This window comes from Fibrella aestuarina BUZ 2, assembly GCF_000331105.1.
GTDB classification, from domain to species: Bacteria; Bacteroidota; Bacteroidia; order Cytophagales; family Spirosomataceae; genus Fibrella; species Fibrella aestuarina.
In genome coordinates, this window is the sequence record NC_020054.1 from 5,975,462 (window position 1) to 5,998,806 (window position 23,345).

Genomic DNA, 23,345 nt, shown 5'->3' on the forward strand with positions numbered 1-23,345 from the left:
GGCATAGCCGAATGCCTACTGACCCATCAAGCCATGATTAACGTTACGAAATCATACCTGCCCGACCTGGCCGAATACACCCGCCTACTGGAGGGCGTGTGGGAACGGGTGCATCTGACCAACGACGGACCGCTCGTTCGGCAGCTGGAAGAGCAGATGCGAGCCTATCTGGGCGTTCGTAACCTGCGTTTTTGCACCAACGGCACCATCGTTATGCAGATCGCGCTCAAGGCGATGGGCATTACGGGTGAAGTAATCACCACGCCTTTTTCGTACTGCGCGACGACCAACGTGTTACTTTGGGAAGGCTGCACACCCGTTTTCGCCGATATCCGGGCCGACGACTTCACCATCGACGCCGATCTGATCGAACCGCTCGTTACCGAACGCACCCAGGCTATTCTGGCTACGCACGTCTATGGCAACGCCTGCCAGATCGAGCAGATCGAAGCCATCGCCCACAAACATAACCTTAAGGTCATCTACGACGGGGCGCATGCCTTTGGGGCGGAGTACAACGGGCGGTCGCTGCTGAGCTACGGTGATGCCAGCACCTGTAGCTTCCACGCCACCAAGGTCTTTCATACCGTGGAAGGCGGGTGCCTGATCACCCCCGACGACGATGACGAACTGGCCACGACGGTGCAGCACTACCGCACCTTCGGCCATAAGTTCGACGAGTATTACAGCATGGGGATCAACGCCAAAAATTCGGAGCTTCACGCCGCTATGGGCCTGTGCGTGCTGCCCAAAGTGGATGAGCTGATCGCCGCCCGGCAGGCTACGTCTGAGCGTTACGACAGTCAGCTTGATTTTTCGCGGCTGCAGCGCCCTACGCTTACCACGGGCATGACCCGCTACAACTACGCCTATTACCCGGTTGTGTTTGCCTCGGAACAGGCGTTGCTGAACACCGTTGAAGCACTAAACGCCCAGGGCATCGCGCCACGGCGTTATTTCTACCCGTCGCTCAACACACTGTCGTTTCTGACTAACGCCGAAGCCTGTCCCATTTCAGAAGATATCGCCCGTCGGGTGCTGTGTCTGCCCCTTTACCCCGGCCTGCCCGATGAAGACGTGGATCGGATCTGCCAGTTGGTCAATGAGGCGATCGTTGAGGTAGGCGTATAAACTGACTGTATAATGAAGAATTGGTAATGTATAACGATCCTCCACTGCCCGAAGATTGATCTGACTAGTACGTCATTATACAGTATTCATTCTCCATTATTCATCACCATTTATGCTCTTCTTTCTCCTTCTCTTTCTAACCTACATAGGCTGGCTGGCAGCGCGTGTGGCGCGTCCATCGCTGGTCGACTGGTTGCTGACCGCATTCCTGCTGTTTACCAGCAGCGTCATCCTGACGGGCTTTATTCTGTCGGCGCTCTACCAGACCAATCACGAGTGGGTATGGGCCTTTGCGGTCTTCATCACGGCGAGTATCGTCGGGTTTAGCCTCCGTTGGCTCGCGGGCAAACCAACCCCGGTCAACGTCGGTGCATTGCTGCAAAACCGGCGGCACGAAGCAGCCGCCTGGTTTGGCGACCTGTCACTGTTTGGAAAAGTGATCTACGGCGGGCTGTTGCTCACCCTGACCATTCTGGCGGTGACCAACCTGGCGATTGTCGTGTTCACCGTACCCAACGAGTGGGATAGCATGACGGGCCACCTCAACCGGGTGGTGCAATACATGCAGCGGGGCAGCATGCGCCACTTCGGCGGTACCAACTGGAACATCGACACGTACCCGAAGAGCGTCTGCACGCTTCAGATCTACGGGTATCTGCTGATGGGTCGCTTCGAAAATGGTTTTAAGCTGATCCATCACCTCTCTTACTGGATGGTGCTGGTCGCCACGTTTGGTATCACCCAGCGCATAGGGCAGCTACGCGGTGCCAGCGCCCGCACAACGTTGTCGGCCAGCTTCCTGACGGCGCTCTGCATGGCTCTGCTGCCCGATTTTCTGATGCAGGCCGTAACGACCGAGACCGACATCGTGTTGACCGCCTACCTGAGCCTGCTGATCTACCTGCTCTTCAGCTACCGCGTCGGGCGGGAATACCGCTACCTCTACCTGGCGGGCGTTGCCTTCGGGGTAGCTTATGGCCACAAAGTCACCTTCACGCTGCTGCTGCCATCGGTCTTCACGATCATGGTCTACACCGTATTCTGGTCGGGGCCGCCTTCGGCTGATTCACTCCTGACGACCTGGCAACGTACCTGGCGGCTGGGCGCGGCCATTGTAGTCGGCGCCTGCCTCTGGATGCTCCCCACGGGTTACCTTAAAAACATCGAAGTATTTGGTCACCCCATTGGCCCCCCGACGGCCCTGCGGCATCAATCCGTAGAGCGGGCGGGGTCACTGCGCAACCTGCTGGAACAGGGCTCACGCAACGTCGTTCGCTATGGCTATGATCTGGTGAATCTCGACGGGCTGCGGAACGTACCTGCGGGGGCAGAACTCAACCGGACCATGCGCAAACCGCTGGTGTGGCTCGAAGACCGCCTCCACATGCGCCTCGATGATGAGACGGATTTTTCGATCGTCCCGTTCACCTTCGAGCGGCGGTTTGTCTTCACCAACGCCAACCCGTATTGGGGCATCATCGGCTTCGGCCTTATGCTCCCGTTGCTGATCCTGGTCGTGCTATTCGTGCTGCGGTCGCCCGCGCACTTCTTTCTGGCCATTGCCGTCGGGCTGCACTGGCTGGCCCTCGCCTACTCGGCCCCATATGACCCCTTTAAGGGCCGCTATTTCACCGAAACGGGCATGATCGCCGTTCAGTTTGTGGCGTTGCTGGTGTTCATCCCACGCCTCAACCTCCTGAAACCGGGCCATGTTTTCCTAAAAAGTTACGTTGGCCTGGTGCTGACCGTAGGCGCGTTGTCGGCGCTGTTTAGCGTTTTCCTGAATATCCGTGCCCTGCCATTTGCCTGGACAACGCCCGATGGTTACCCCTTCCCTTCGGTCTTTGAAGCCGACCGCGTGCGCGTCATGACCATCGGCCGACCCGACACCTACATCCCTTACAAACGCTTCGACGACATGGTACCCGACACCGCCACCGTGGCGCTGGGCACCATCAATGACGACTACGAGTACCCGCTTTACGGCAAAAACCTGTCGCGCCGACTCATTCAGATCAACCCGTTTGAGCAGGGCGTGCAGCCCATTCCCAACGAAGCGACGTACCTGTTCTTCGACAAGAGCGTGATCAAGCCCCGCCCCGGCGACATTCGCCTCGGCACCGATACCAGCGCCCGCAACAGCCCCTACGTGGTTGTACCCGGCGAAGACTATTATTTACGTAAACTGAAATAAAATACCCCGCCCTAAAGGGAGTCTGCTGGCGCACAAGCAGCTACGCGAAAGCAACGAATGGTGCGCCAGCAGGCTCCCTTTAGGGCGGGGGGTATCATCCAACACTTCGATATGACGCTCGCCATCATGCAACCGTATTTTCTGCCGTATATCGGCTACATGCAGTTGCTCAATGCTGTCGATACCTTCGTTTTTTACGACGATGTCGCCTTCATCAATCGCGGCTGGGTGAACCGGAATCGGATTTTGGTGGGTGGCAAGGAGTTGCTGTTTACGGTGCCGCTGAAAGACGCCAGCCAGAACAAAGCCATCCGCGACATCGCACTGGCCAACGATCCGAAATGGCGGGGCAAATTGCTGCGGACCATCGAGCAAAGCTACCGCAAAGCGCCGCTCTTTGCCGAGGTGATGCCCATGACCGAGCGGATCATCAACTTTGAGGCCGGTAGCCAGACCGACGTCTCGGTAGCCGATTATATTTTTCACAGCTTCACCGAGCTCACCACGTACCTGAGCATCACCACGCGGCTGGTGGCTACCTCGGGGATTTACCAGAACAGCCAGCTGAAAGCCCAGGAACGCATTATCGACATTTGCCGACAGGAAGGCGCCGACCGCTACATTAACCCGATTGGCGGCACGGAGTTATATTCGCAACCGGGATTCGATCAGATCGGCTGCGAACTGGCGTTTATGCAGGCTCGGCGGGTAACGTACCCACAGCACGGTGCGGCCGAGTTTGTCCCCTGGCTGTCGATTCTGGACATTTTGATGAACAACACCGCAGACGCCATCCGGCCGATGCTCACTGAGTTTGACCTTATAACCAATGAGCGATTGAGTGAATAAGTGCTTTTTAGAAGCATCTATCCGCTCGTTCACTCAGTTACTCATGACCACGTATGGCTAAAATCATCATTTTCGGGGTCCTCGACACGGCAGAGCTGGCCCATTTTTACCTGACGCACGACTCCGACCATGAGGTAGTGGCCTTCACCGTCAACCGGGAATACCTGACCGATGCGTCATTCAAAGGCCTACCAGTGGTGGCGTTTGAAGACGTCGAGACGCTCTTTCCGCCGAGCGAGTACCAATTTTTCGCGCCCATGACCGGCCGGAACATGAACCGCAACCGGGAGAAGGTGTACAACGAAGCCAAAGCCAAAGGCTACAAGTTCATCTCGTACATCAGCTCGAAAGCCACTACGTTCGGCAACGAAATCGGCGAAAACTGCTTCATCCTCGAAGACAACACCATCCAGCCGTTCACAACGATCGGCAACAACGTGGTGCTGTGGAGCGGTAACCACATCGGCCACCACGGCCGCATCGACGACCACGTCTTTTTCACCTCACACGTGGTAATGTCGGGGCATTGCCACATTCATTCCTACTGTTTCTTTGGCGTCAACAGCACCATCCGCGATTACCTCACGGTAGCCGAAGGCACCCTGCTGGCCATGTCGGCGGCTCTTTACAAAGACTCGGAAGCCTGGGGCGTTTACATCGGCAATCCGCCCAAAAAAGGACCCAAGCCTAGCTACGAGACATACTGATGCGGTTGCTGCTTATTGGTCATGATGCCAATCGGGCGGGGGCTCAATTGGTGCTGCTGTACCTGATGCGCCTGCTGAAGGCAGATGGCATTTCCATGCACTTGCTGCTGGGCGAAGGCGGCCCCCTCGAAGCCGACTACCGGGCGCTGGCACCGGTGACGATCTGGCCCCAGACCAACGGCCACCTGGTAAGCCCCAACGCCGATAAAGTCTTGGGCAAGCTGGGGCTTTGGCATCGGCAGGCCAACCGGCGCGACAAACGGCATCAGCGAACGATTGCGCAGGAACTACAGCTCAAGGGGGTCGATGCGGTGCTGGTCAATACGGTGTCGGGGGCTCAGTGGCTGCGGCAGTTGCCCCTCGCCGACAACGTACCTGTGATTGCCTATTTGCATGAACTAACGATGTCGGTGCAGCTTTACACCCGCCCCGATGATCTGCGGTATCTGTTCAGCCGGGCGCAACACCTGCTGACGGTTTCGGAGGCAACGGCTCACTTTTACGAAACGCGCTTTCAGGTGCCCGCCGAGCGCATTTCGCTGTTTACGCTCATCGACGTCGACACGATTCGTCAACGTGTGGCCGACGCCAGCCAACCCAACAGCACGCCCCTGCTCGACGTACCGGCGGATGCGGTTGTCGTTGGCGGCTGTGGCAATGCCGAGTGGCGCAAAGGGAACGACCTGTTCGTGGCGCTGGCCCGCATGGTCAATCAGTTACCGGGGGCGCCTGTCTATTTCGTCTGGGTTGGTATGCCGCCCAGCACGCTCCGCGACGACCTCTGGCACGACGTTGAAAAGGCGGGGCTCGCCGATCACGTCCGGTTCATCGAGCCAACGTCCGACGTGCTGCGCTACATGGCCCGATTCGACGTGTTTCTGCTTTGCTCGCGCGAAGATCCCTACCCGCTTGTCGTGCTTGAGGCGGGGGCCAGTCAGTTGCCAGTTGTTTGCTTTGCCGGAGCCGGAGGCGCGCCCGAACTGGTTGAAGCCGATGGCGGCGCCGTTGTACCTTACCTGGACCTGAACGCGATGGCAATGGCACTGCGCCAACTCGCCAACGACCCGGCCCGTCGGCAGCAACAGGGCCACCGCCTGAGCCAGAAAATCGACCAACGACACAACAGCCGCCGAAGCATCGATCAGTTGCTCGGTCTGCTGACCCAACTAACGACTGCATGACGCTTGCCTTCACCATTTGCTCGGTTAATTACCTCGCTCAGGCCCGCACCCTCGGCGATTCGCTCCGCCAAACCAACCCCGACTGGCAGTTTGTGATTGGCTTGGTGGATGACCTGCGCACGGCCAACCTACCGGCTGAACTGGTGCCGGCTTACCCCATGCTCGAAGTGGCTGCGCTCAACATCCCCGATTTTGCGGGCATGTGCGACCGCTACGATATCACGGAGCTAAACACCGCCGTCAAGCCATTTTTCATTGCCCATTTTTTTGAGCACGGCATGCAGGGCCTGGGGCACGAAACACGAGGTATGGAGCCAGCTACAGCTACGCCAATCCCCACGCCCCCAGCCCCGCGCCCTCAGCCCGACAAAGTCATTTATTTCGACCCGGATATTATTGTTTTTCAACCCCTTACCCGGCTGTCGACGGCGCTGGACACGCATAGCCTGGTGCTTACGCCCCATACCATTGCCCCCACGCCCGACTGGGAAACGCCCAACGAACAAGACCACCTGAACACGGGCATTTTCAATCTGGGTTTCATCGGCCTGCGCAACGACGACACCGCCCGCCGGTTTGTGCTGTGGTGGCAGCAACGCCTGACGTATGAGTGCCGGATTGACCTCTGCAAAGGTCTGTTCGTCGATCAGCACTGGGTCAATTTTGCGCCCATTTATCACGATAATGTGCTGATTGAGAAGCATACCGGCTACAACGTGGCGTATTGGAACGTGCACGAACGAACGCTGTCGCAGCAAGGCGATACGTGGCTCGTCAATGGCACCGACGAACTCCAGTTTTTCCACTACAGTGGCTACGGGGTGACCAAGCCTGATGCCATTTCGAAGTACCAGACCCGCTACACCTTCGACCAACGCCCCGACCTGTTGCCGCTGTTCCGGCTGTACCACCAACGCCTGCTCGACAACGGCAACGAAGCCTACCGGGCCTACCCCTGCGTATACATCAAGCCCCCCACCGTGTTGTACTACACGAGCGTCCGCCGGTTGCTCAACAAGCCCGTTCAGAAACTGATGGGCTGGATGTGAGCGAAGCCCATACCTTTGCAGTGGCATGCTCATTACCATCAGTACTATCGCTCAACTCCCCCAGGCGCTAACCCTGGGCCGTAGTTTTCACCAACATCACCCCGACCAGCCGTTTATCATTGGGCTGGCCGACAACGCCTACAACCTGCCAACGGGTTGGCAATCGCCGTTTCCGCTGCTTACGCTGGCCGACGCGGGTTTTTCGCCCGAGGCGCTGGCAGCCCTGTCAGCCCGTTACACACCCACCGAATTTCGGGCAGCCACGAAACCCGCTTTCATCCGGGCGGCGTATGACCGTTTTTTTCAGTCGGGTATGCTCTACGCTGATCCGTCGGCCTACGTTTTTGCGCCGCTATCGGGCCTGTTCAACACACTGTCGACGCACAGCCTGTTAGTAAATCCACATTGGCTGACGGCCCCTAGCGACTCCTTGCTGCCCGACGAAAAGCACCTGCAAAATGTGGGACTCTACAGCAGTGGCCTCATCGGTTTTGGGCGTCATCCCGAGACCAGCCGTATGCTCAACTGGTGGCACGAACGGGTCCAGGACCACGCTCATCTCGACTTTTGTCATGGCCAATGTCTTGATCAGACGTGGCTGATGCACGTACCCACGTTCTTCGCCAATACAGGCTTGCTGAAAGACCCCGGCTTGCAGGTTGCCCTCTGGAATTTACCCGAGCGCCGCCTCCGCCACACGCCGCTGGGCTGGCAAGTAAGCCATAACGGCCAGACGACGCCCCTGCTCACGGCCGATTTCCAGGGCCTGCTGCGCCCCGACGAGGGGTTATTTCAGCAGCAAACCCGCTTCAACCTCGGGCAGCGCCCCGACGGAAAACACCTGCTGGACGATTACCAGAAGGCCTTACGCGAACAAGCCTCAACAGGCCTTACCCGAATCGTGCCGGCCTATGGTCAGCAGCCCGAGCCGGTAGTGCGGCGTAGCTGGCGGCGGGCTGCCCATGAGCGGCTGAGTCGATTAAGCCGTTGGATCGACACAGTACCGGTCCGGCCTGTTCACCGCTGATCCGTTTGCTGGGTCGTACGCTCACCTTCTGGCTTTTTGTCGGATAAATCAATCATTTTTGGCTATTTTGCGTCGCTTTTCTACGAAAAATACAAAATGCCCACGTTACACGACTTCGTTACTGCACCTTACACACCAGCCGACCGCACCACGCCAATGGCTACTGGTAAGTCGCTTCCGAAGTTGACCGTAGTGACTCCGTCGTACAATCAGGCCGCCTATTTGGAGCGGACGATTCTAAGCGTACTGAACCAGCAGTACCCAAATCTGGAGTATATCATCATCGACGGCGGCTCGACGGACGGCTCGCTGGCGATCATTGAAAAGTACGCGCCCTATCTGGCCAACTGGGTCAGCGAGCCCGACAAAGGCCAGACCGATGCCATCAACAAAGGGTTTCGGCGGGCAACCGGCGATTACGTCGCTTACCAGAACTCCGACGACGTATTTGCGCCCGATGCCCTCTGGCAGGTGGCCCGAGCCTGGCAACAGGCCCCGCAGACCGACGTTTTTTTCGGCGACATGTACATCATCGACGAACAGGACGTTATTCTGGAAGAGTTGCGGGTACCGTCGTTCAGCGCCGGTTGCCAGATTCACGAGGGCATGCAGGTGTTTAACCAATCGCTATTTATCCGGCGTGAGTTGCTGGCCCAGACCGGCTGGCTCGACGCCTCGCTCCGGTTCGTGATGGACTACGAGGTCGTTACGCGCCTGGGCGTGCGGCCGGGCGTGCGGTTTCGGCACGTACCTGGTTTCTGGGGCGGCTTCCGCATTCAGCCCGACGCCAAATCGTCGCAGATCGCGGCCATTGGTGAGGCCGAGCACCGGCAGGTGAGCGAGCGTTACCAGCCGCAGTTGCCAAGCCGCCTGAGTGGTTCATTCTGGCGCCGATACAGTCGGCTACGCAAGCTGGCCTGGTTCCTGCTGCGGGGTCAGTTTGGCTACATCTATCATCGACTTACACTGCCCAAAGCACTATGAAGGATTTTCTGAAACGACTGGACCTGATGCGGCTGGCGCTGGGTATGTTTATCGTACTCGACTCCTACCCGTTGGGCTTTTTCTTCAAAGAAGTCGTCAAGATTCCGTTGCCATCAGAGGTATTCACGGCCGGGTTCATCCTGTTCGGGATGGTGCTGATGGTGCACAAAACGTTTCTGAAAACGTTTTACCGGGTCAACACGCCCGTCTTTTTCGCCGTCATGGCCTTTCTGGGTACGTGTCTGCTTTATGCCTTCATGTTCAATGAAGTAGGTTTAGCGGAGCGTAACAAAGACATGGTCTATTACGCCTTCGTGATCGGCTATATGTTTCTGCTGATCTGTCTGCCCAACGAAGTCGCCCGCGAAGTGGCCTTTGTGGGCGCCATGTTTACGCTGGTGTCTAACCTGGCGCTGGTTTATTCGCTCATTGTCGATCCCGAATGGACCATCGGCCAACGGGCCGCCATTCAATACGGCGAGCCGGGCATGCGGACGGGTAACCCCCACGTTTTTGCCCGAAATGCACAGATCGGGATTGTGTGCTCGCTGCTGTGGGCCTACCGACCCAACCAGAACGCCATTTTTAAGATTCTGGGCATTGGGTTGGTCATCTTCAACGTCATCATTATCATGCTGACGTTCAGTAAAGCGGCCATTCTGGCCACCACCATGACTGCCGTCATTTACATGGCGGCCAATCTGCACCGCACCAGCCCGCGCAAAGTGATGCAGGTACTGATTAGCCCCACGTCGCTGATCATCCTGGCCCTGCCCTTTGTCGGTTTCTTTGTCTTTATCTCGATGCGGCCCGACATCTGGGACATTATCCTGGCCTACGGAGACATGATTTACGAGCGGTTCAGCGAGAATATCCTGGCCTTGCTGGGGCTGGAATCAGAAGCCGCAGGCGGCGCGGCCGAGCTAGACGTATCATCAGCCAACCGGGCGCTCAGCGTCGATTATACGATCAACGTTATCACTGATGTGCCCTACAAGTTGCTGCTGGGCTTCGGCTACAAAACGTTTTACATGGACGTACCGCTGCTCGAAGCGTTGATCAATCAGGGTATTTTTCCGTTCCTGATCTACGCATTCGTCTTCTATCGCCTTTGGAAAGACTGCCTGACGGTGGCTTATCGGGGTGGGCAGAATGATGTAGAGTCGCTGTGGGCCTACTGCTTTTTCCTCTTCTTTGCCAGCTACCTGTTTGCGGGGCGGCCTTACGAAATGGCCGTATTCCACCCGTTGTGTCTCTTTGCCCGGTTCGTCAACATCTATTATCCGCCCGAACTGGCGCCCGGCTACACCGATCAGCCACCCGTAGCCATCGACGAGCCCGACACGGCGGTAGCCCTTCAACCCGCCTGATGCCACCATGCGGGTACTGATTGTTCATAACATTTTGTGGGCGCATTATAAGTCGCTGCTGTTCGGCCGCCTTGCGCAGCAGTTCGGGGCTGAAGACACGTTGCTGGTCATTCAACTGGCCCTCACCGAAGGGCATCGGAAAGGGCTGGGTATGCCCGACGCCACGTCGGTAGGCTACCCGTTTCAGGTGTTGCACAATGGCTCACTCGACGAACTACCGTTGACGCAGCGCATCAGTCGTCTTATCAAAGCGGCCTTTGCCTTCCGCCCCGATGTGGTGTTGCTGACGGGGTACTACGACCCGGCCCAACTCCTGCTGGGTACGTTGCTGAAACTGCGTGGCTGCCGGGTGGTATTGCAAAACGAATCCACGGCGCTCGACAACCCCCGTACGGGCTGGCGCGAACAGCTCAAAGCCGCTTTCATACGCCGTTGTGACGGTATCTTTTGCTTCGGCACCCGTGCCGCCGATTATATGATCCAACTCGGGGCCGACCCGCGCCGGATTCTAGTGCGCAACAATGCCGTAGTCGACAATCAGTTGCTTGCTCAAACCCACGCCGCCAGTTTGCCACAACGGCAGGCGCAACAGACAGCCCTGGGCTTGAAGCCCCGCAACCTGATCTACGTGGGTCGGCTCATCGATATCAAGAACCTGGCAGCCTTGCTCAACGCCTTTGCCGCCGCTCACCAGACCATCCCATCAGACATGGCCGACGAGTGGGGGCTGATCCTGCTGGGCGAAGGCGATCAGAAAGCCCTTTTACAGGCGCAGGCTGCCCAACTGGGGCTGGCCGAACGCGTCGTTTTTCTGCCCGGCTGCGACTGGCGCGACGTACCCCGCTACCTGGCGCTGGCCGATGTATTTGTGCTGCCCAGCCTATCGGAGCCCTGGGGGTTGGTCGTCAACGAGGCGATGGCCTGCGGCCTGCCGGTGCTGGTGTCGGACCGGTGCGGCTGCGCGGTCGATCTGGTGCGCGACGGCCAAAACGGCTATACCTTTGCACCCGACGTACCTGAGCAGCTTCCCGAACGGCTTAGGCAGTTGCTCGCCGCCTCGACCGACGAACGTGACCGGATGGGGCGTGAATCAGTCCGATTGGTGGCACCTTTCGACCCCGACCGCGTCGGCAGGGCGATGTATGACGCCTTAAAACAAGTCAGTGGCCGTTAGTGCCGTTGACCGATCCCGCATGAGAATTCTACACATCTGTGCCTATACCTGGTCGATTGGTGGCCCTGCCCGCGTCATCTACGACCACGCGGCCGTAGCCGTGGTGCAGGGGCATCAGATCGACATTTTAAGCCCACAGTCGCCAGACGATAAGTCGTACCCCGCACCGGATGGGGTGCGGGTATTTCCCGTGTACCGGACGCCGCCCGTCAGCCGGTTCTTCCGGGAGTTTTCGGTCGACTTGTATCGGTTTCTCAAAGCGCATCTGCACGAATACGACCTGATTCACTGCCACGGCCTCTGGCATTTCGGGAGCATTGCACCCTTTCTACTCGACAAGCGCGTGGCCAAGGTGGTTACCATTCATGGCGTGCTCGACCGCTGGGCCGTGCAGCATAATCAGTGGAAAAAGACGATCATGGACGTGCTGATGCAGAAACGCCTGCTCGAACGCGCCGATCTGATTCACCTCATCAGCCCCGACGAACAGGACGACCTGCTGCGGTACCTGGGGCATCGTCACCCGCGCGTGGCGCTGATTCCAAACGGCATCCCCACCGCCGATTTTGCGCAGTTGCCGCCCCGGGGTACGTTCCGCCGGCAGGTTGGCCTGACCGCCGAGCGACCGATGGTGCTGTTTATGAGCCGGTTGCACGTCAAAAAAGGACTCGACATTCTGCTCGATGGCTTTGCCCGATACGCCCGCCAACACCCCGACGTGCAGTTGATACTGGCGGGTCCCGACGATAGCTATCAGGCTACCGCTGAGGCGTTTATTCGGGAACATCAGTTGGACAATCAGGTTAAGGTTGTCGGGATGCTGACGGGCGAGACTAAGAAAGCCGCGCTGGCCGACGCCGATCTGTTTGTGCTGCCCTCTTATTCGGAAGGGTTTTCGATGGCGGTGCTGGAAGCCATGGCGGCGGGTGTGGCCTGCCTGGTGTCTGACCGCGTAGGCTTCGAGCAGGCCATTCGCGAGACCAACGCTGCCTGCCTCACCGACACGACCGCCGAGGCCGTTGCCCAAAACCTCGATAAGGTGCTGAGTGACGCTACCTACCGGCGGCAACTTGCCCAGAATGGGCAGCAACTGGTTCGCCAGCGGTACGACATCAGCATCGTAGCCAACCAGTTACTGGCTGCTTACGCCTCCGTTCTGGCCCCTAAACCGCAACTAACCCACCCATAACGTACACAGTCAACGTACCTGGCCCGAATCGTCCCCCACTTCATCAGTCCGTTTACCAATGCCCGACGCGCCCCTTTCTTCCTCGACACCCATCACCCCCGCGCAGGCCCACACGGGCGTTCGGGTGGGTGCCAATCGGCGGCAATTGCAAACCATTCAGGCGGCGCGGGGCGTGGCAGCGCAGACGGTCGTGGCGTTTCACCTGACCATGTTCGTGAGCGAATCATACGCCAAAACCGCGCTTTGGGGAAGCTTATTCGAGCGCGGCTTCGCCGGGGTAGACTTGTTCTTCGTGATCAGCGGCTTCGTCATCGTCTATACCAGTCAGGAGTACATCGATCGGCCCGGTCAGCTACGTACCTACCTGACCAAGCGGTTCGTGCGCGTTTATCCCATGTACTGGCTGTCAGTGTTGGGCATGACGGCCCTGATGGTGCTTAGCTATCTGGCGGGCGGGCCGGCGGTCCGTAACAGCATTGATAGCCAATGGCCCAACCTCACCACGTTCCTGCTCACGCCCTACCACAAAATCCTCAACGGCGTCAGTTGGAGCCTGAGCTACGAACTCTTCTTTTACCTGCTTTTCGCCTGCCTGATCGTGTCGCGGCGGCTGTGGGTGGTGCCGGTGCTATTCCTGTTGGGTAGCCTCTACGTCACCGTCACGCAGTCGTATTTCGTGCCGGGCGAGACGCCGGTGATCCGTTATTTCTGGTTTAGCCCGCTCAACGTCGAGTTTGCGCTGGGGGCCATCGTGGGCGTTTGGTTTACGCGCCGCCCGCCGCAGTTGTGGCTGGGTACGTTGCTGGGTACGCTGGGGCTGGTGTGGCTTTTCGCCCTGCCCAATACCCTCAACGAATACCTGTCGCAGCGGCTCGGCCATTACGGTATAGCCAGCTTCCTGCTGCTAACGGGTCTGCTCACGCTCGAACATGCCTTTACGCTCAAATTGCCCCGCTGGATGGTCCTTACTGGCGACGCCTCGTACGTCATCTACCTAGTCCATCTACCGGCCATGCTGTTTTTCAGCCGCCTGATTGTACGGCTGTTTCCGGCCTACACACCAACGGTTTCGCTGCTGTGCCTTTCCTTTGTGGTTGGTATTACGCTGCTGAGCATTGGTATTCACCGCTGGATCGAAAAGCCGCTGATGCGTTCGCTTACCGCCCGCCTACTTCCCAAAACACGTCCATCATGAACGGCTTGTCCGTAATCATACTTACCCACAACGAAGAAAAGCACATCGGCCGCTGCCTAGACAGCCTGCGGCCCCTGACCACCGATATCTTCATCGTCGACTCGTTCTCGACCGACCGAACCGTGGAGATTGCCCGGTCGATGGGGGCTACGGTTGTGCAAAACCCCTGGACGACCTACGCCGTTCAGTTCAACTACGGTATCACCCACACGCCGTTTAAAGGCACCTGGCTGATGCGCATGGATGCCGACGAGTATGTGTTGCCGGAACTGGCCGACGAGATCAATCAGCGGCTGTCTACGCTCCCGACCGACGTCAGCGGGGTGTATGTGAAACGGCGGGTTATGTTTATGGATCGCTGGATCCGGCACGGCGGCTACTACCCCATCTGGCTGTTGCGGCTGTGGCGGCAGGGACAGGGTATCTGCGAACAGACCTGGATGGACGAGCACATCCGCCTCACCGACGGCCCTAACAAGGAGCCCGCCAAAACAATCCAGTTTGCGCACGATCTGGTCGATCATAACCTGAACGACCTCACCTGGTGGACCAACAAGCACAACCATTACGCTACCCGTGAGGTCATCGACCTGCTGAACATCCGCTACAACTTCGACCAGACGGTTCGGGTTACGCCCAAGCTGTTTGGTACGCAGGAACAACGCAAGCGCTACCTGAAAGAGAAATACGCCTCGCTGCCCCTCTTCACTCGTCCGATCGCTTATTTCCTGTTTCGCTACATCGGGCAGTTGGGTTTTCTGGATGGCCGCAAGGGGTTTGTGTGGCATTTCCTGCAAGGCTTGTGGTATCGCTTTCTGGTCGATGCCAAGCTCATGGACGTCTATAACCGGGCGGGCCGCGACAAAGCCGACCTGATCGACTATTTCAAACGGGAACATGGAAAAGACCTCACCGCTGGCATCCGGGGCTAACGTACCTAGCGGCAGCAGCGGCCGTACCGATCTGGCGCGTTACGACAACAGCTGGTACAACCCCGGCCCGCGCTGGAAAATCCTGACATGGCACTTTATCAACGCCTGGTTGTTTAACTCATATGCCCCCCTACCAGCTGGGCTCAAAGTGCGCCTGCTGCGCTGGTTTGGGGCTACCGTGGGGCAGGGCGTGTTGATCAAGCCGGCCGTCAACATCAAATACCCGTGGCTGCTGACCATTGGCAACCACGTCTGGATTGGTGAAAACGTCTGGATCGATAACCTCACCCAGGTCACGCTGGGCGATCATGTCTGCCTCTCACAGGGCGCCATGTTGCTGACCGGCAACCACAATTACAAAGTATCAACATTTGACCTGATCGTTGGGGCTGTCACGCTGGAGGCGGGCGCCTGGATCGGGGCCAAAGCAACCGTTTGCCCGGGTGTACACGTCGGCTCACACGCCATTCTGGCGGTGAATTCGGTAGCCACCCGGAACCTCGATCCGTATACGATCTACCAGGGCAACCCGGCAGTGGCGGTACGGAAACGGGAAATTCAGTAACCATGAACGTCTCTATTATCACGGTCGTCTACAACGGTGCCGACACCATCGCCGAAGCCATCGACTCGGTGCTGGCGCAAACGTACCCGGCCATCGAATACATTGTCGTGGATGGCGGCTCAACCGACGGCACGCAAGCCATTGTGGCGGGTTATGGTGACCGCATTAGCCGGTTTGTGTCGGAACCAGACGAAGGTCTGTATGACGCCATGAATAAAGGGGTCCGGATGGCCACGGGCGATGTGATCGGCATTCTGAACGCCGATGATCTGTACCGCCACCCTGACGTGATCAGCCGGGTTGTCGAGACGTTTGCCCAGTCGGGAGCCGATGCCGTTTATGCTGATCTGGTGTATGCCGATCGGACGAACCCTGACCGGGTTACCCGCTACTGGCAAGCGGGCGATTACACGCCCGGTGCGTTTCTGCGTGGCTGGATGCCGCCGCACCCCACGTTCTTTGTTCGGGCAACGGTGTACCGGCAGTACGGTTATTTTTCCACGGAATTACGCTCCGCTGCCGATTACGAATTGATGCTTCGCCTGATTCACAAACATCAGATACGCGTGGCTTATCTGAAAGAGGTAACGGTGGTGATGCGCATGGGCGGGGTTAGTAACAGTAGCCTGCAAAATCGCATTCGAGCTAATCGGGAAGACCGGTTGGCATGGCAATTGAATCAATTGAAACCTAGTTGGTTTACACTGTGGCTCAAACCATTACGTAAAATTGGGCAGTTTTACCGCTCAATAAGCCCAACCAGTTAATGAGTATTTGGTCTTGCCGTTTCGTTTAAAAGCACAATTTTTGTAACCCACTTGTGAGTTCACGCCGCTCAACCACTTGGAAAACGGGAAACCGATCTGTCTATGAATCCTGATCTACTGATTGCCTACATTCAGCAAAAGCTAGGTGAGTCCGTCTTCCAGCAGGGCCTCTACTATGCGATTATGGCCTTTCTGGTGGCCTGCTTTGTAGCAATCGTTTCGGTACCAGTCGTGATCAAAATCACGGAACTGAAGGCCTTGATGGAAAAACCGGGCGAACGCCGGTCGCATACCGTACCAACGCCCACGTTTGGTGGTGTCGCCATATTCGCGGCGGTGCTCATCAGCTATTTTATCTGGCCAATCAACGGCGACCCTACCGATCTGTATTGCACGAACCTGTCGATTGTGGGCGCCGCCATCCTGTTCTTTATTGGCATGAAAGATGATCTGGTCGGCATCGACCCGAACAAGAAGATTCTCTTTCAGTTGTTGAGCGCCAGCAGCCTTATTTTCCTGGGCAATCTGAAGCTCGACTACCTCTACGGCATCATGGGGTTCCATCACATCACGGATGTGGTGAGCATTCTGCTGACCTGCTTCGTGTTTATCGCCCTCACCAATGCCATCAACCTCATCGATGGTATCGACGGCCTGGCGGGCGGCATCGCTACGATCGCCAGCCTGACGTTTGGCAGCTGGTTTCTGTTGTCGGAACACTACGCCATGGCCACGATGGCCTTTGCGCTGGCGGGTGGCCTGGTCGGCTTTCTCCGGTTCAACTTCTCGCGAACCAGCAAGATCTTCATGGGTAACACGGGCTCGCTGCTCATTGGCTTTTTTCTGGCCTTTTTTGCCGTACGCTTCGTCAACCTGAACGCCTCGTATCGCTTCGACCCGCGCAGCTTCTTCAACGCGCCCATCATCGCTATCGTGGTCCTGATCGTGCCGATCTTCGACACGTTGCGCGTGTTCATGGTGCGGGTGCTCAACGGCAAGTCGCCCTTCTCGGCCGATCGCAATCACATGCACCACATCCTGCTCGACAACGGTCTGTCGCACGCGGCCGCAACGGCGGTGCTTTGCGGCGCGTCGCTTGTCAACACGGTGCTGTTTCTGTTCCTGCACCGCAACATCTCCAATACGGCCTCGCTGATTATTCTGGTAGCGTCCTTTTTTGCTTACCTGCTCATCGGCTCCCTGCTCAAGATGCGGGCGGTCTACATGTCGACTCACCCACGTCGGCGGATGGCGGCGCTACGGCGTGAGTTTCAGAACGCCATTACGGGGCGTGAAGGCCGCCGCCTGACTGACCTGCTCTAGGGGTTGTTTTCTAGCCAACAAAAAAGCTGGGTACGTATCGCATGATACGTACCCAGCTTTTTTGTTGGCTATATGGTTACTGCCCGGCCTGCGCCTGCCGGGTCAGAATCAAATCTTTACTGATAAAACGAACGCCCTTATATACGGTCGCAACCAGCGTGTTGGCATCGGTCAAGTGCATAACCACGTCGAACCGGGCCCCCGACGAGGGATGAATCATGCTCCCCCCCTTCCACTCGTTATTCACGTAGGAGAGATCGGTCAGCACAATTTTGTTGCGAATGTTGCCATAGTTGGCAGCCGCACTGGCACTTACTTCTGCCATCCGCCCGTAGTAGCGGCCGTTTTCGCGGTAAATCTCAACACAGGTTTGTTTCTTGGGAAACAGCCAACGACCCAGAATCCGATCAGCACCGGCGTCGGTCGATTGACCTGCCGTCGTGACCACAAAGCAGAGCAATAAGCAAAGTAGGGTTTTACTAATAAGGGCCATGTGATGAGTTTAACCGTGCTGAGCTGTAAACGGTTAGGGTATCGAAATTAGTTTCTTAAAAAACACGAATTAATCTACTAATAAAATAGATTTATCCTACGGTGAAGCCACAAAAAAGCCGTCGGAGAATCTCCGGCGGCTTTCCGCTTCTATCCACACCATTTCAGAGGTGGTCGTGCCGCAACAGGGTTGCGGTTACCGGCCTCTGATGTTCAACCTTCCCTTTGTAAAGGATCTTTATACAAAGCAGCGGTGGCGTTTGCCCCTACCACGTGTATGTCGTTGTTCAGAAAGCGGCTGTGACACCTGCTTGTAACGATAACGCTGTTTCGGCAAAGCTATGCTCATCAACCTGGTTAAAAAATGATGAGAATTTGCTTAGAACTGCCTCGGTAGCCGAACGGTGCCCAGCCAATAGGACTGTAGCGCGTTCATGGTTTCTACCAATTGTGAGAACGTAATCGGTTTAGTAACGAATGAAGCGGCTCCCAAATTGTAGCTCTCCCGAATATCCTGCTCGGCTGATGACGTCGTCAGGATCACCACGGGCAAATGCCGATAATGGGCCGACGACTTGATTTGCTTTAAGGCTTCCAACCCATTCACAATGGGCATGTTCAGGTCGACCAACAGGAGAGCCGGAGCTGGTGGGGCATCTGGTTCGCCCCGCAAACAGGCATCGAGGTATTGGATGAGTTGCTCGCCATTTTCAACAAACTCGATGATGCCATCAAACGAGGCGCTCATCAAGGCCTGACGCAACAACACACGGTCATCATCATCATCATCGGCGATGAGGATAACCATTTTCCCATTACGTTTCATATCAAGTACGGTAGTAGCCCGCCAGACCGGGTCCGACGAGCGCGTAAAGGTAACAACCGTCTTTAATGAATGCTGTACCGGGGCAAGGGGGGCGGCTTTATTTTTTCTTCAATTGCTTAACCGGTATGAAAAAAGCTACTCAGGACTCCTGAATAGCTTTCCGACTATATCCACACCATTAAAGCGAGGCCATAGAATTACTCATATGACCCAGCCGTTATGCTTTTGTAAAAAAGCAGTGCAAAGGTATCAATGGGCTATCTATCAAGCAATAATGGGTTAAAAAAATAATAAATTCCTCGATTGACTACTATCTAAAAAGTAAGTATATATGCTTATTTCACCAAATTCAGTAAAACAGATAACAAGGGCCGATCTATTATCTTTGTTTTATGGTCATTGTCAATTTACTGGCTAAGTTACCGCTGTGGTTTCTTTACCGATTATCGGATGTTTTGTACGGGCTGATCGCCTACGTTATCCGGTATCGACGCGCGGTCATTACCGATAACCTTCGTCAGTCTTTTCCCGATCGGTCCGATGCCGACATCGCCCGGCTGCGGCGCGGCTTCTACCGCAACTTCTGCGATCTACTGGTCGAAATCATCAAGTTACCGGGCCTGTCGGCCGACGAACTGCGGCGGCGGGTGCACTACACTAACCCTGAGCTTGTACGGGCTAGCCTGGAGGCAGGCAAACCGGTGATCGGTTTGGCATCGCACCATTGCAACTGGGAGTGGCTACCGGCCGCCGCCACGTTGTATGGCATGCCGGTCGACAGTGTGTACAAACCGCTGCACAATGCTTTTTTTGAGCAGCTCATGGTTCGGATTCGGTCAACGTTTGGGCCCTTGCCGGTTCCGATGGGCAAGCTCCCCCGGCAAATGGCCATCGACCGTAATCGACCGCGCATTATCGCGCTGGTGGCCGATCAAATGCCCGACCGCCCCGAAAACGCCTATTGGACCGATTTCATGAACCGCAATACACCATTCTACCCCGGCCTTGAGCGGTTGGCGCGGGGGCAGCAGCTCCCTGTTTTTTACATTGAGATGGTCCGGGTACGTCGGGGCTATTACACGGCTACGTTTACGCAAATTGGCACGCCGCCCTACAGTGAATTGGCTACTGGCGAGCTGATCGAACGCTACCGGGATGCCCTCACCAACACGCTGGAAAAGCACCCGGCCGACTGGCTTTGGTCGCACAAGCGCTGGAAACACCATCGCGAGAAATACGACCGGGTGATTACGAAGCTGGAGTAGGAAGAGTGTATAGTGTATCGTATAAAATGCATAATGGGCTGGCGCTAAATCAAGGTGCGCCAGCCCATTATGCATTTTACACGATACACTATACATGCTTTTACTGATACTGAATGTACATCGGTTTTGGATTCAGCGACAGCACTTCCGAAGGTTCCATCAGGTGTGGCACCTTGTGCTTCGAGCGCATATCTACTTTTTTCAAATCGTTGTGGTAGAACAGCTTAAACCCAGTATACTGCACCGGCTGCGTCTGGATGTAGTCGTGGTACGTGTCGCGCTTGAGCGAAGGCGGGCCCCAGCCATCCATGTTCATGACAATCTGTACGTTGGGGTCGAGCTTGATGTTCTTGTAGTTCGTGACCATCCGGTTGGTGAAACGGTGAACCACCAGCACTTTGGGCGGTAACTTGTTTTCGCGAACCACGCGGCTGACGAACTGCACCGCCTGATTGATGTCGGCGGCATCGTACGTACCGATTTTTGTGCCGGGCCGGGCACCCGTTTTCATCGAGAACTCGGGGTCGATACCCAGGTGTACGTAGGGCAGTTTCAGGTACGGCTCCAGAAATTCCATTTCGGGCCCGAGCGGGGCTAAACCCACCTGAATATCCAGAAAGCATATTGAGTTGTGCTCGGCTGCCCAGCGAATCACCTTCCGAATGGTTTTGTCGGACATACGCATGCGGTATTTGCCATCTTTGCCGGGAGCCCCCTGTGCCGAGATCGCGACGAGGTGCAACGCTTTCTGAACCGGTGTTTTGGCCGAATCCTGCTCTACCCAGGCGACCGCCTGCTTATCGAGGCGACTCAACATCTCGTCTTTCGGGTATTCACCCAGAATCCCCATTTTCTTCGAATGCGGATTGCCGTAGTAGGCCAGAATTCGCTTTTTCGGCAGAATAGCCTCCGTAATTTTAGGGCCAATCATGCCCAGCGAATCGAGGGGAGACAGCTCTTTCCCGGGGGCGGTTGCGGTCGTATCGGTTGTGGTCGTGCTATCGGGGGCGACGGAGGCGGTAGTGGCGGAGGTACTGGCGGCCGTTTCGGGAGCGGCCGCAGCGGTGGAGTCGGTGTCTGTCCGGTCTTTAGCGGCGTTTGACTGGCACCCAAGGCTGAACCAAAGGGCGGATAGGGTAAGTACGGTTAGCGAAAACTTAGTCATGCGGTGAAAAATACAGTCGGCAATCGATTTATTCTGTAAAGTAAGGGAAGAAAGAGGAAAGGTACGTTGCCGATTCCAGCAGCCGACTTCCGTACCAGCTAAAAAGTTCGCCATCAACCAGCCTGATACGCGCCATTGGGCAAATCGCCTTTAACTCAATAATGTGTTTTTCTTTAAACGGGTACGGTTCCGACGACAGAAAGACCCAATCGGGCTGAGCGGCAGCCAGTTCGTCGGCCGACACAACGGGGTAGCGCGTTTGGCTGGCAAAGGCATTGTCGCAGCCGGCCTGGGAAAGCATGGCGTCGATGAACGTATCGGCGGTGGCCACCATCCAGGGCTTGCGCCAGATCAGGTACGTTACGCGCGGCCTTCGGCCGTTGGGTACGTTGCGGGCAAGCCCTTCCAACGACGCTTCAATCTGCTCGGCCAGTTGATTGGCCTGGGCGCTTCGGCCAACCAACTGGCCTACCTCACGGATCATGGCGTAGGCGTCGGGCAAGGTTACTACGTCGGTTACGTGCACGGGGGCAATGGCCCGCAGGGCGTCGACGTCGGCCCGGGTGTTTTCTTCCTTGTTGGCAATGATCAGCGTGGGCTGTAAAGCCCGTACCTGCTCGATCTGAACGTTTTTAGTACCGCCGACCTGTGGCTTCCGGGCTACTTTATCGGCAGGATGAATGCAGAATTTGGTGATGCCCACCACCTCCTCATCAAGCCCCAGATCGAAAAGAAGTTCGGTCTGCGACGGCACCAGCGAAACAAGGCGCGGTTGGGGCGCTAGGCTCATAGGGTATGCTCGTTGTCTTGCCAAAGTAAACGCAGTGGGGCACCAAAGCGCCCGATAGCCACCACTATATTTTTCAGCTTCGCCCTACGTACCCAACGGTCCGTTGGCCCACATCTCGTTTCGTCGGTTCACTAGCGGCCTAAGTCGGCACAGATAAGGTATATGTCGGCACAGCACCCGGCTAGCGGGATAGTTCATGCCCAACAGGCCATATCTTGGCGTCAGCAACGATGCAACGCTGCTTCGGCCAATCACGTCTATACCAACATGAACTCACCTCGTTACACCTTTTTAGCGGCGATGCTGCTGACGGTCGGGACGGTAGTTGCCCAAACGGCTCCCAATTCGGGCACCATTACCTACGAAACCATGCGCCGGTTCGACCCGGCCAATATGCGCATCAACATCAACGGGCAGGAGATCCGGCCCGGCGGCACCATGCCTAACGGCGCCACCTTCAACCCGCCCGAAACGATGGAGGGCGAAGAAAGCTTTCAGTTTGGGGGTGGGTGGGCCAAGCGCAACCCGATGGCCCGGGGCGGCAACCGAACGTTTATGATGCGGGGCCCGGGTGGTGGCGACGGCAATGGCAACACGCCTCCGCCGACCCTGACGCCCGAACAGATGCGCCGGATGGAACAGATGCGCAACTTCCGCCCCCCGTTTGAGGAAACGCAGTATACCGACCTGGCGACGGGCAAAACGGTGCAGATCATGACCATCACGGCCGATTCGCTGCACAAGGAATCGTACCGTTCGGAAACGCCGGTTACCCGCCCCGCCGATTGGCAGGTTACCAGCAAAACCAAGAAGTTGCTGGGATACACGTGCCAGAAAATCACCTGCACGATCAAGGAGCAACCCTGCGCTGTCTGGGTCACCACCGAGTTGCCCTATACGTTTTCGCCCGCTCCGCAGTTTACGCCCGACAAAGGCGTGGTCCTGGCCATTGAAAGCGACGACCTGACCTACCGCGCCACCAGGCTCAACGCGGGTCCGGTCGATGCCGCCACGCTACTACCGAGCGCCGATGCTAAAACCGTTTCTGCCGACGAACTGCGCGAGGTGCGTCGTAAAGCGATGGCCAATTTCCGGCAGCAGCGTGGCATGAACATGCCGATGCCCAATCGGGAATAAAATTTAACCAGCCCGAGACGTCTCGGGCTGGCC

22 protein-coding genes are annotated in these 23,345 nt (G+C 56.9%); 18 read left to right on the forward strand and 4 right to left on the reverse strand.

Translation table 11 applies throughout. From position 1 onward, the window contains the following. Nucleotides 1-33 precede the first annotated feature (33 nt). The 16 genes from FAES_RS24700 to FAES_RS24775 all read left to right on the forward strand — a co-directional run bounded on the left by FAES_RS24700 (nt 34) and on the right by FAES_RS24775 (nt 17,637). On the forward strand, nt 34-1,131 hold the full coding sequence (locus FAES_RS24700; RefSeq protein ID WP_015333932.1) for a DegT/DnrJ/EryC1/StrS family aminotransferase: 1,098 nt from the start codon (nt 34-36) through the stop codon (nt 1,129-1,131). A 112-nt stretch (nt 1,132-1,243) separates the two neighbouring features. Beyond that, nucleotides 1,244-3,325, forward strand: a complete 2,082-nt coding sequence (locus tag FAES_RS24705; RefSeq protein ID WP_015333933.1) for a glycosyltransferase family 39 protein — start codon at nt 1,244-1,246, stop codon at nt 3,323-3,325. Nucleotides 3,326-3,436: 111 nt separating this feature from the next. Then, nucleotides 3,437-4,174 carry a WbqC family protein gene (locus tag FAES_RS24710; RefSeq protein ID WP_041259448.1) on the forward strand — a complete coding sequence of 246 codons (738 nt, stop codon included), beginning with the start codon at nt 3,437-3,439 and terminating at the stop codon, nt 4,172-4,174. A 53-nt stretch (nt 4,175-4,227) separates the two neighbouring features. Beyond that, a complete protein-coding gene (locus tag FAES_RS24715) occupies nt 4,228-4,881 on the forward strand; it encodes an acetyltransferase (RefSeq protein WP_015333935.1) in 654 nt (217 codons plus the stop codon). Further along, complete coding sequence (locus FAES_RS24720) at nt 4,881-6,062, forward strand: glycosyltransferase family 4 protein (RefSeq protein WP_015333936.1); 1,182 nt, start codon at nt 4,881-4,883, stop codon at nt 6,060-6,062. The genes FAES_RS24715 and FAES_RS24720 overlap by 1 nt, the downstream gene beginning before the upstream one ends. Then, nucleotides 6,059-7,111, forward strand: a complete 1,053-nt coding sequence (locus tag FAES_RS24725) for a hypothetical protein (protein WP_015333937.1) — start codon at nt 6,059-6,061, stop codon at nt 7,109-7,111. Before FAES_RS24720 ends, FAES_RS24725 begins: the two co-directional genes overlap by 4 nt. Nucleotides 7,112-7,136: 25 nt before the next feature. Continuing rightward, nucleotides 7,137-8,138, forward strand: a complete 1,002-nt coding sequence (locus FAES_RS24730; RefSeq protein ID WP_015333938.1) for a hypothetical protein — start codon at nt 7,137-7,139, stop codon at nt 8,136-8,138. Between the two features lie 96 nt (nt 8,139-8,234). Beyond that, complete coding sequence (locus FAES_RS24735; protein WP_041259450.1) at nt 8,235-9,122, forward strand: glycosyltransferase family 2 protein; 888 nt, start codon at nt 8,235-8,237, stop codon at nt 9,120-9,122. Beyond that, the gene (locus FAES_RS24740; RefSeq protein WP_015333940.1) at nt 9,119-10,492 is read left to right on the forward strand and encodes a hypothetical protein; all 1,374 of its coding nucleotides are present in this window, start codon (nt 9,119-9,121) and stop codon (nt 10,490-10,492) included. The genes FAES_RS24735 and FAES_RS24740 overlap by 4 nt, the downstream gene beginning before the upstream one ends. A gap of 7 nt (nt 10,493-10,499) precedes the next feature. After that, the gene (locus FAES_RS24745) at nt 10,500-11,666 is read left to right on the forward strand and encodes a glycosyltransferase family 4 protein (RefSeq protein WP_015333941.1); all 1,167 of its coding nucleotides are present in this window, start codon (nt 10,500-10,502) and stop codon (nt 11,664-11,666) included. 19 nt (nt 11,667-11,685) lie between these two features. After that, nucleotides 11,686-12,855 carry a glycosyltransferase gene (locus FAES_RS24750; protein ID WP_015333942.1) on the forward strand — a complete coding sequence of 390 codons (1,170 nt, stop codon included), beginning with the start codon at nt 11,686-11,688 and terminating at the stop codon, nt 12,853-12,855. Between the two features lie 58 nt (nt 12,856-12,913). Then, nucleotides 12,914-14,050 (forward strand): acyltransferase family protein, encoded by a 1,137-nt coding sequence (locus tag FAES_RS24755; protein WP_015333943.1) that lies wholly within the window; start codon nt 12,914-12,916, stop codon nt 14,048-14,050. Then, the gene (locus tag FAES_RS24760; RefSeq protein WP_015333944.1) at nt 14,047-14,982 is read left to right on the forward strand and encodes a glycosyltransferase family 2 protein; all 936 of its coding nucleotides are present in this window, start codon (nt 14,047-14,049) and stop codon (nt 14,980-14,982) included. The genes FAES_RS24755 and FAES_RS24760 overlap by 4 nt, the downstream gene beginning before the upstream one ends. Beyond that, nucleotides 14,948-15,547 carry a WcaF family extracellular polysaccharide biosynthesis acetyltransferase gene (locus FAES_RS24765; protein WP_015333945.1) on the forward strand — a complete coding sequence of 200 codons (600 nt, stop codon included), beginning with the start codon at nt 14,948-14,950 and terminating at the stop codon, nt 15,545-15,547. Before FAES_RS24760 ends, FAES_RS24765 begins: the two co-directional genes overlap by 35 nt. Before the next feature lie 2 nt (nt 15,548-15,549). Beyond that, complete coding sequence (locus tag FAES_RS24770; RefSeq protein ID WP_015333946.1) at nt 15,550-16,314, forward strand: glycosyltransferase family 2 protein; 765 nt, start codon at nt 15,550-15,552, stop codon at nt 16,312-16,314. A 102-nt stretch (nt 16,315-16,416) separates the two neighbouring features. Further along, entirely contained in the window at nt 16,417-17,637 is a 1,221-nt protein-coding gene (locus tag FAES_RS24775) for a glycosyltransferase family 4 protein (RefSeq protein ID WP_015333947.1), read from the forward strand. Nucleotides 17,638-17,713: 76 nt separating this feature from the next. On the opposite strand, the gene FAES_RS24780 is transcribed toward FAES_RS24775, so the two are convergent. Then, the gene (locus tag FAES_RS24780; protein WP_015333948.1) at nt 17,714-18,130 is read right to left on the reverse strand and encodes a DUF2147 domain-containing protein; all 417 of its coding nucleotides are present in this window, start codon (nt 18,128-18,130) and stop codon (nt 17,714-17,716) included. Between the two features lie 378 nt (nt 18,131-18,508). Then, complete coding sequence (locus FAES_RS24785; protein ID WP_041258368.1) at nt 18,509-18,937, reverse strand: response regulator; 429 nt, start codon at nt 18,935-18,937, stop codon at nt 18,509-18,511. A gap of 392 nt (nt 18,938-19,329) precedes the next feature. Here FAES_RS24785 and FAES_RS24790 point away from each other — a divergent pair, with 392 nt between their 5' ends. Continuing rightward, a complete protein-coding gene (locus FAES_RS24790) occupies nt 19,330-20,220 on the forward strand; it encodes a lysophospholipid acyltransferase family protein (protein ID WP_262493808.1) in 891 nt (296 codons plus the stop codon). 100 nt (nt 20,221-20,320) lie between these two features. On the opposite strand, the gene FAES_RS24795 is transcribed toward FAES_RS24790, so the two are convergent. Further along, nucleotides 20,321-21,385: a hypothetical protein gene (locus FAES_RS24795; RefSeq protein ID WP_041258369.1), complete on the reverse strand. Its 1,065-nt coding sequence runs from the start codon at nt 21,383-21,385 to the stop codon at nt 20,321-20,323. Between the two features lie 28 nt (nt 21,386-21,413). Then, the gene (locus tag FAES_RS24800; protein ID WP_015333952.1) at nt 21,414-22,175 is read right to left on the reverse strand and encodes a helical backbone metal receptor; all 762 of its coding nucleotides are present in this window, start codon (nt 22,173-22,175) and stop codon (nt 21,414-21,416) included. Nucleotides 22,176-22,442: 267 nt separating this feature from the next. On the opposite strand from FAES_RS24800, the gene FAES_RS24805 reads away from it, so the two are divergent. Then, the gene (locus FAES_RS24805) at nt 22,443-23,312 is read left to right on the forward strand and encodes a hypothetical protein (RefSeq protein WP_041258370.1); all 870 of its coding nucleotides are present in this window, start codon (nt 22,443-22,445) and stop codon (nt 23,310-23,312) included. The last annotated feature ends 33 nt before the right edge of the window (nt 23,313-23,345 follow it).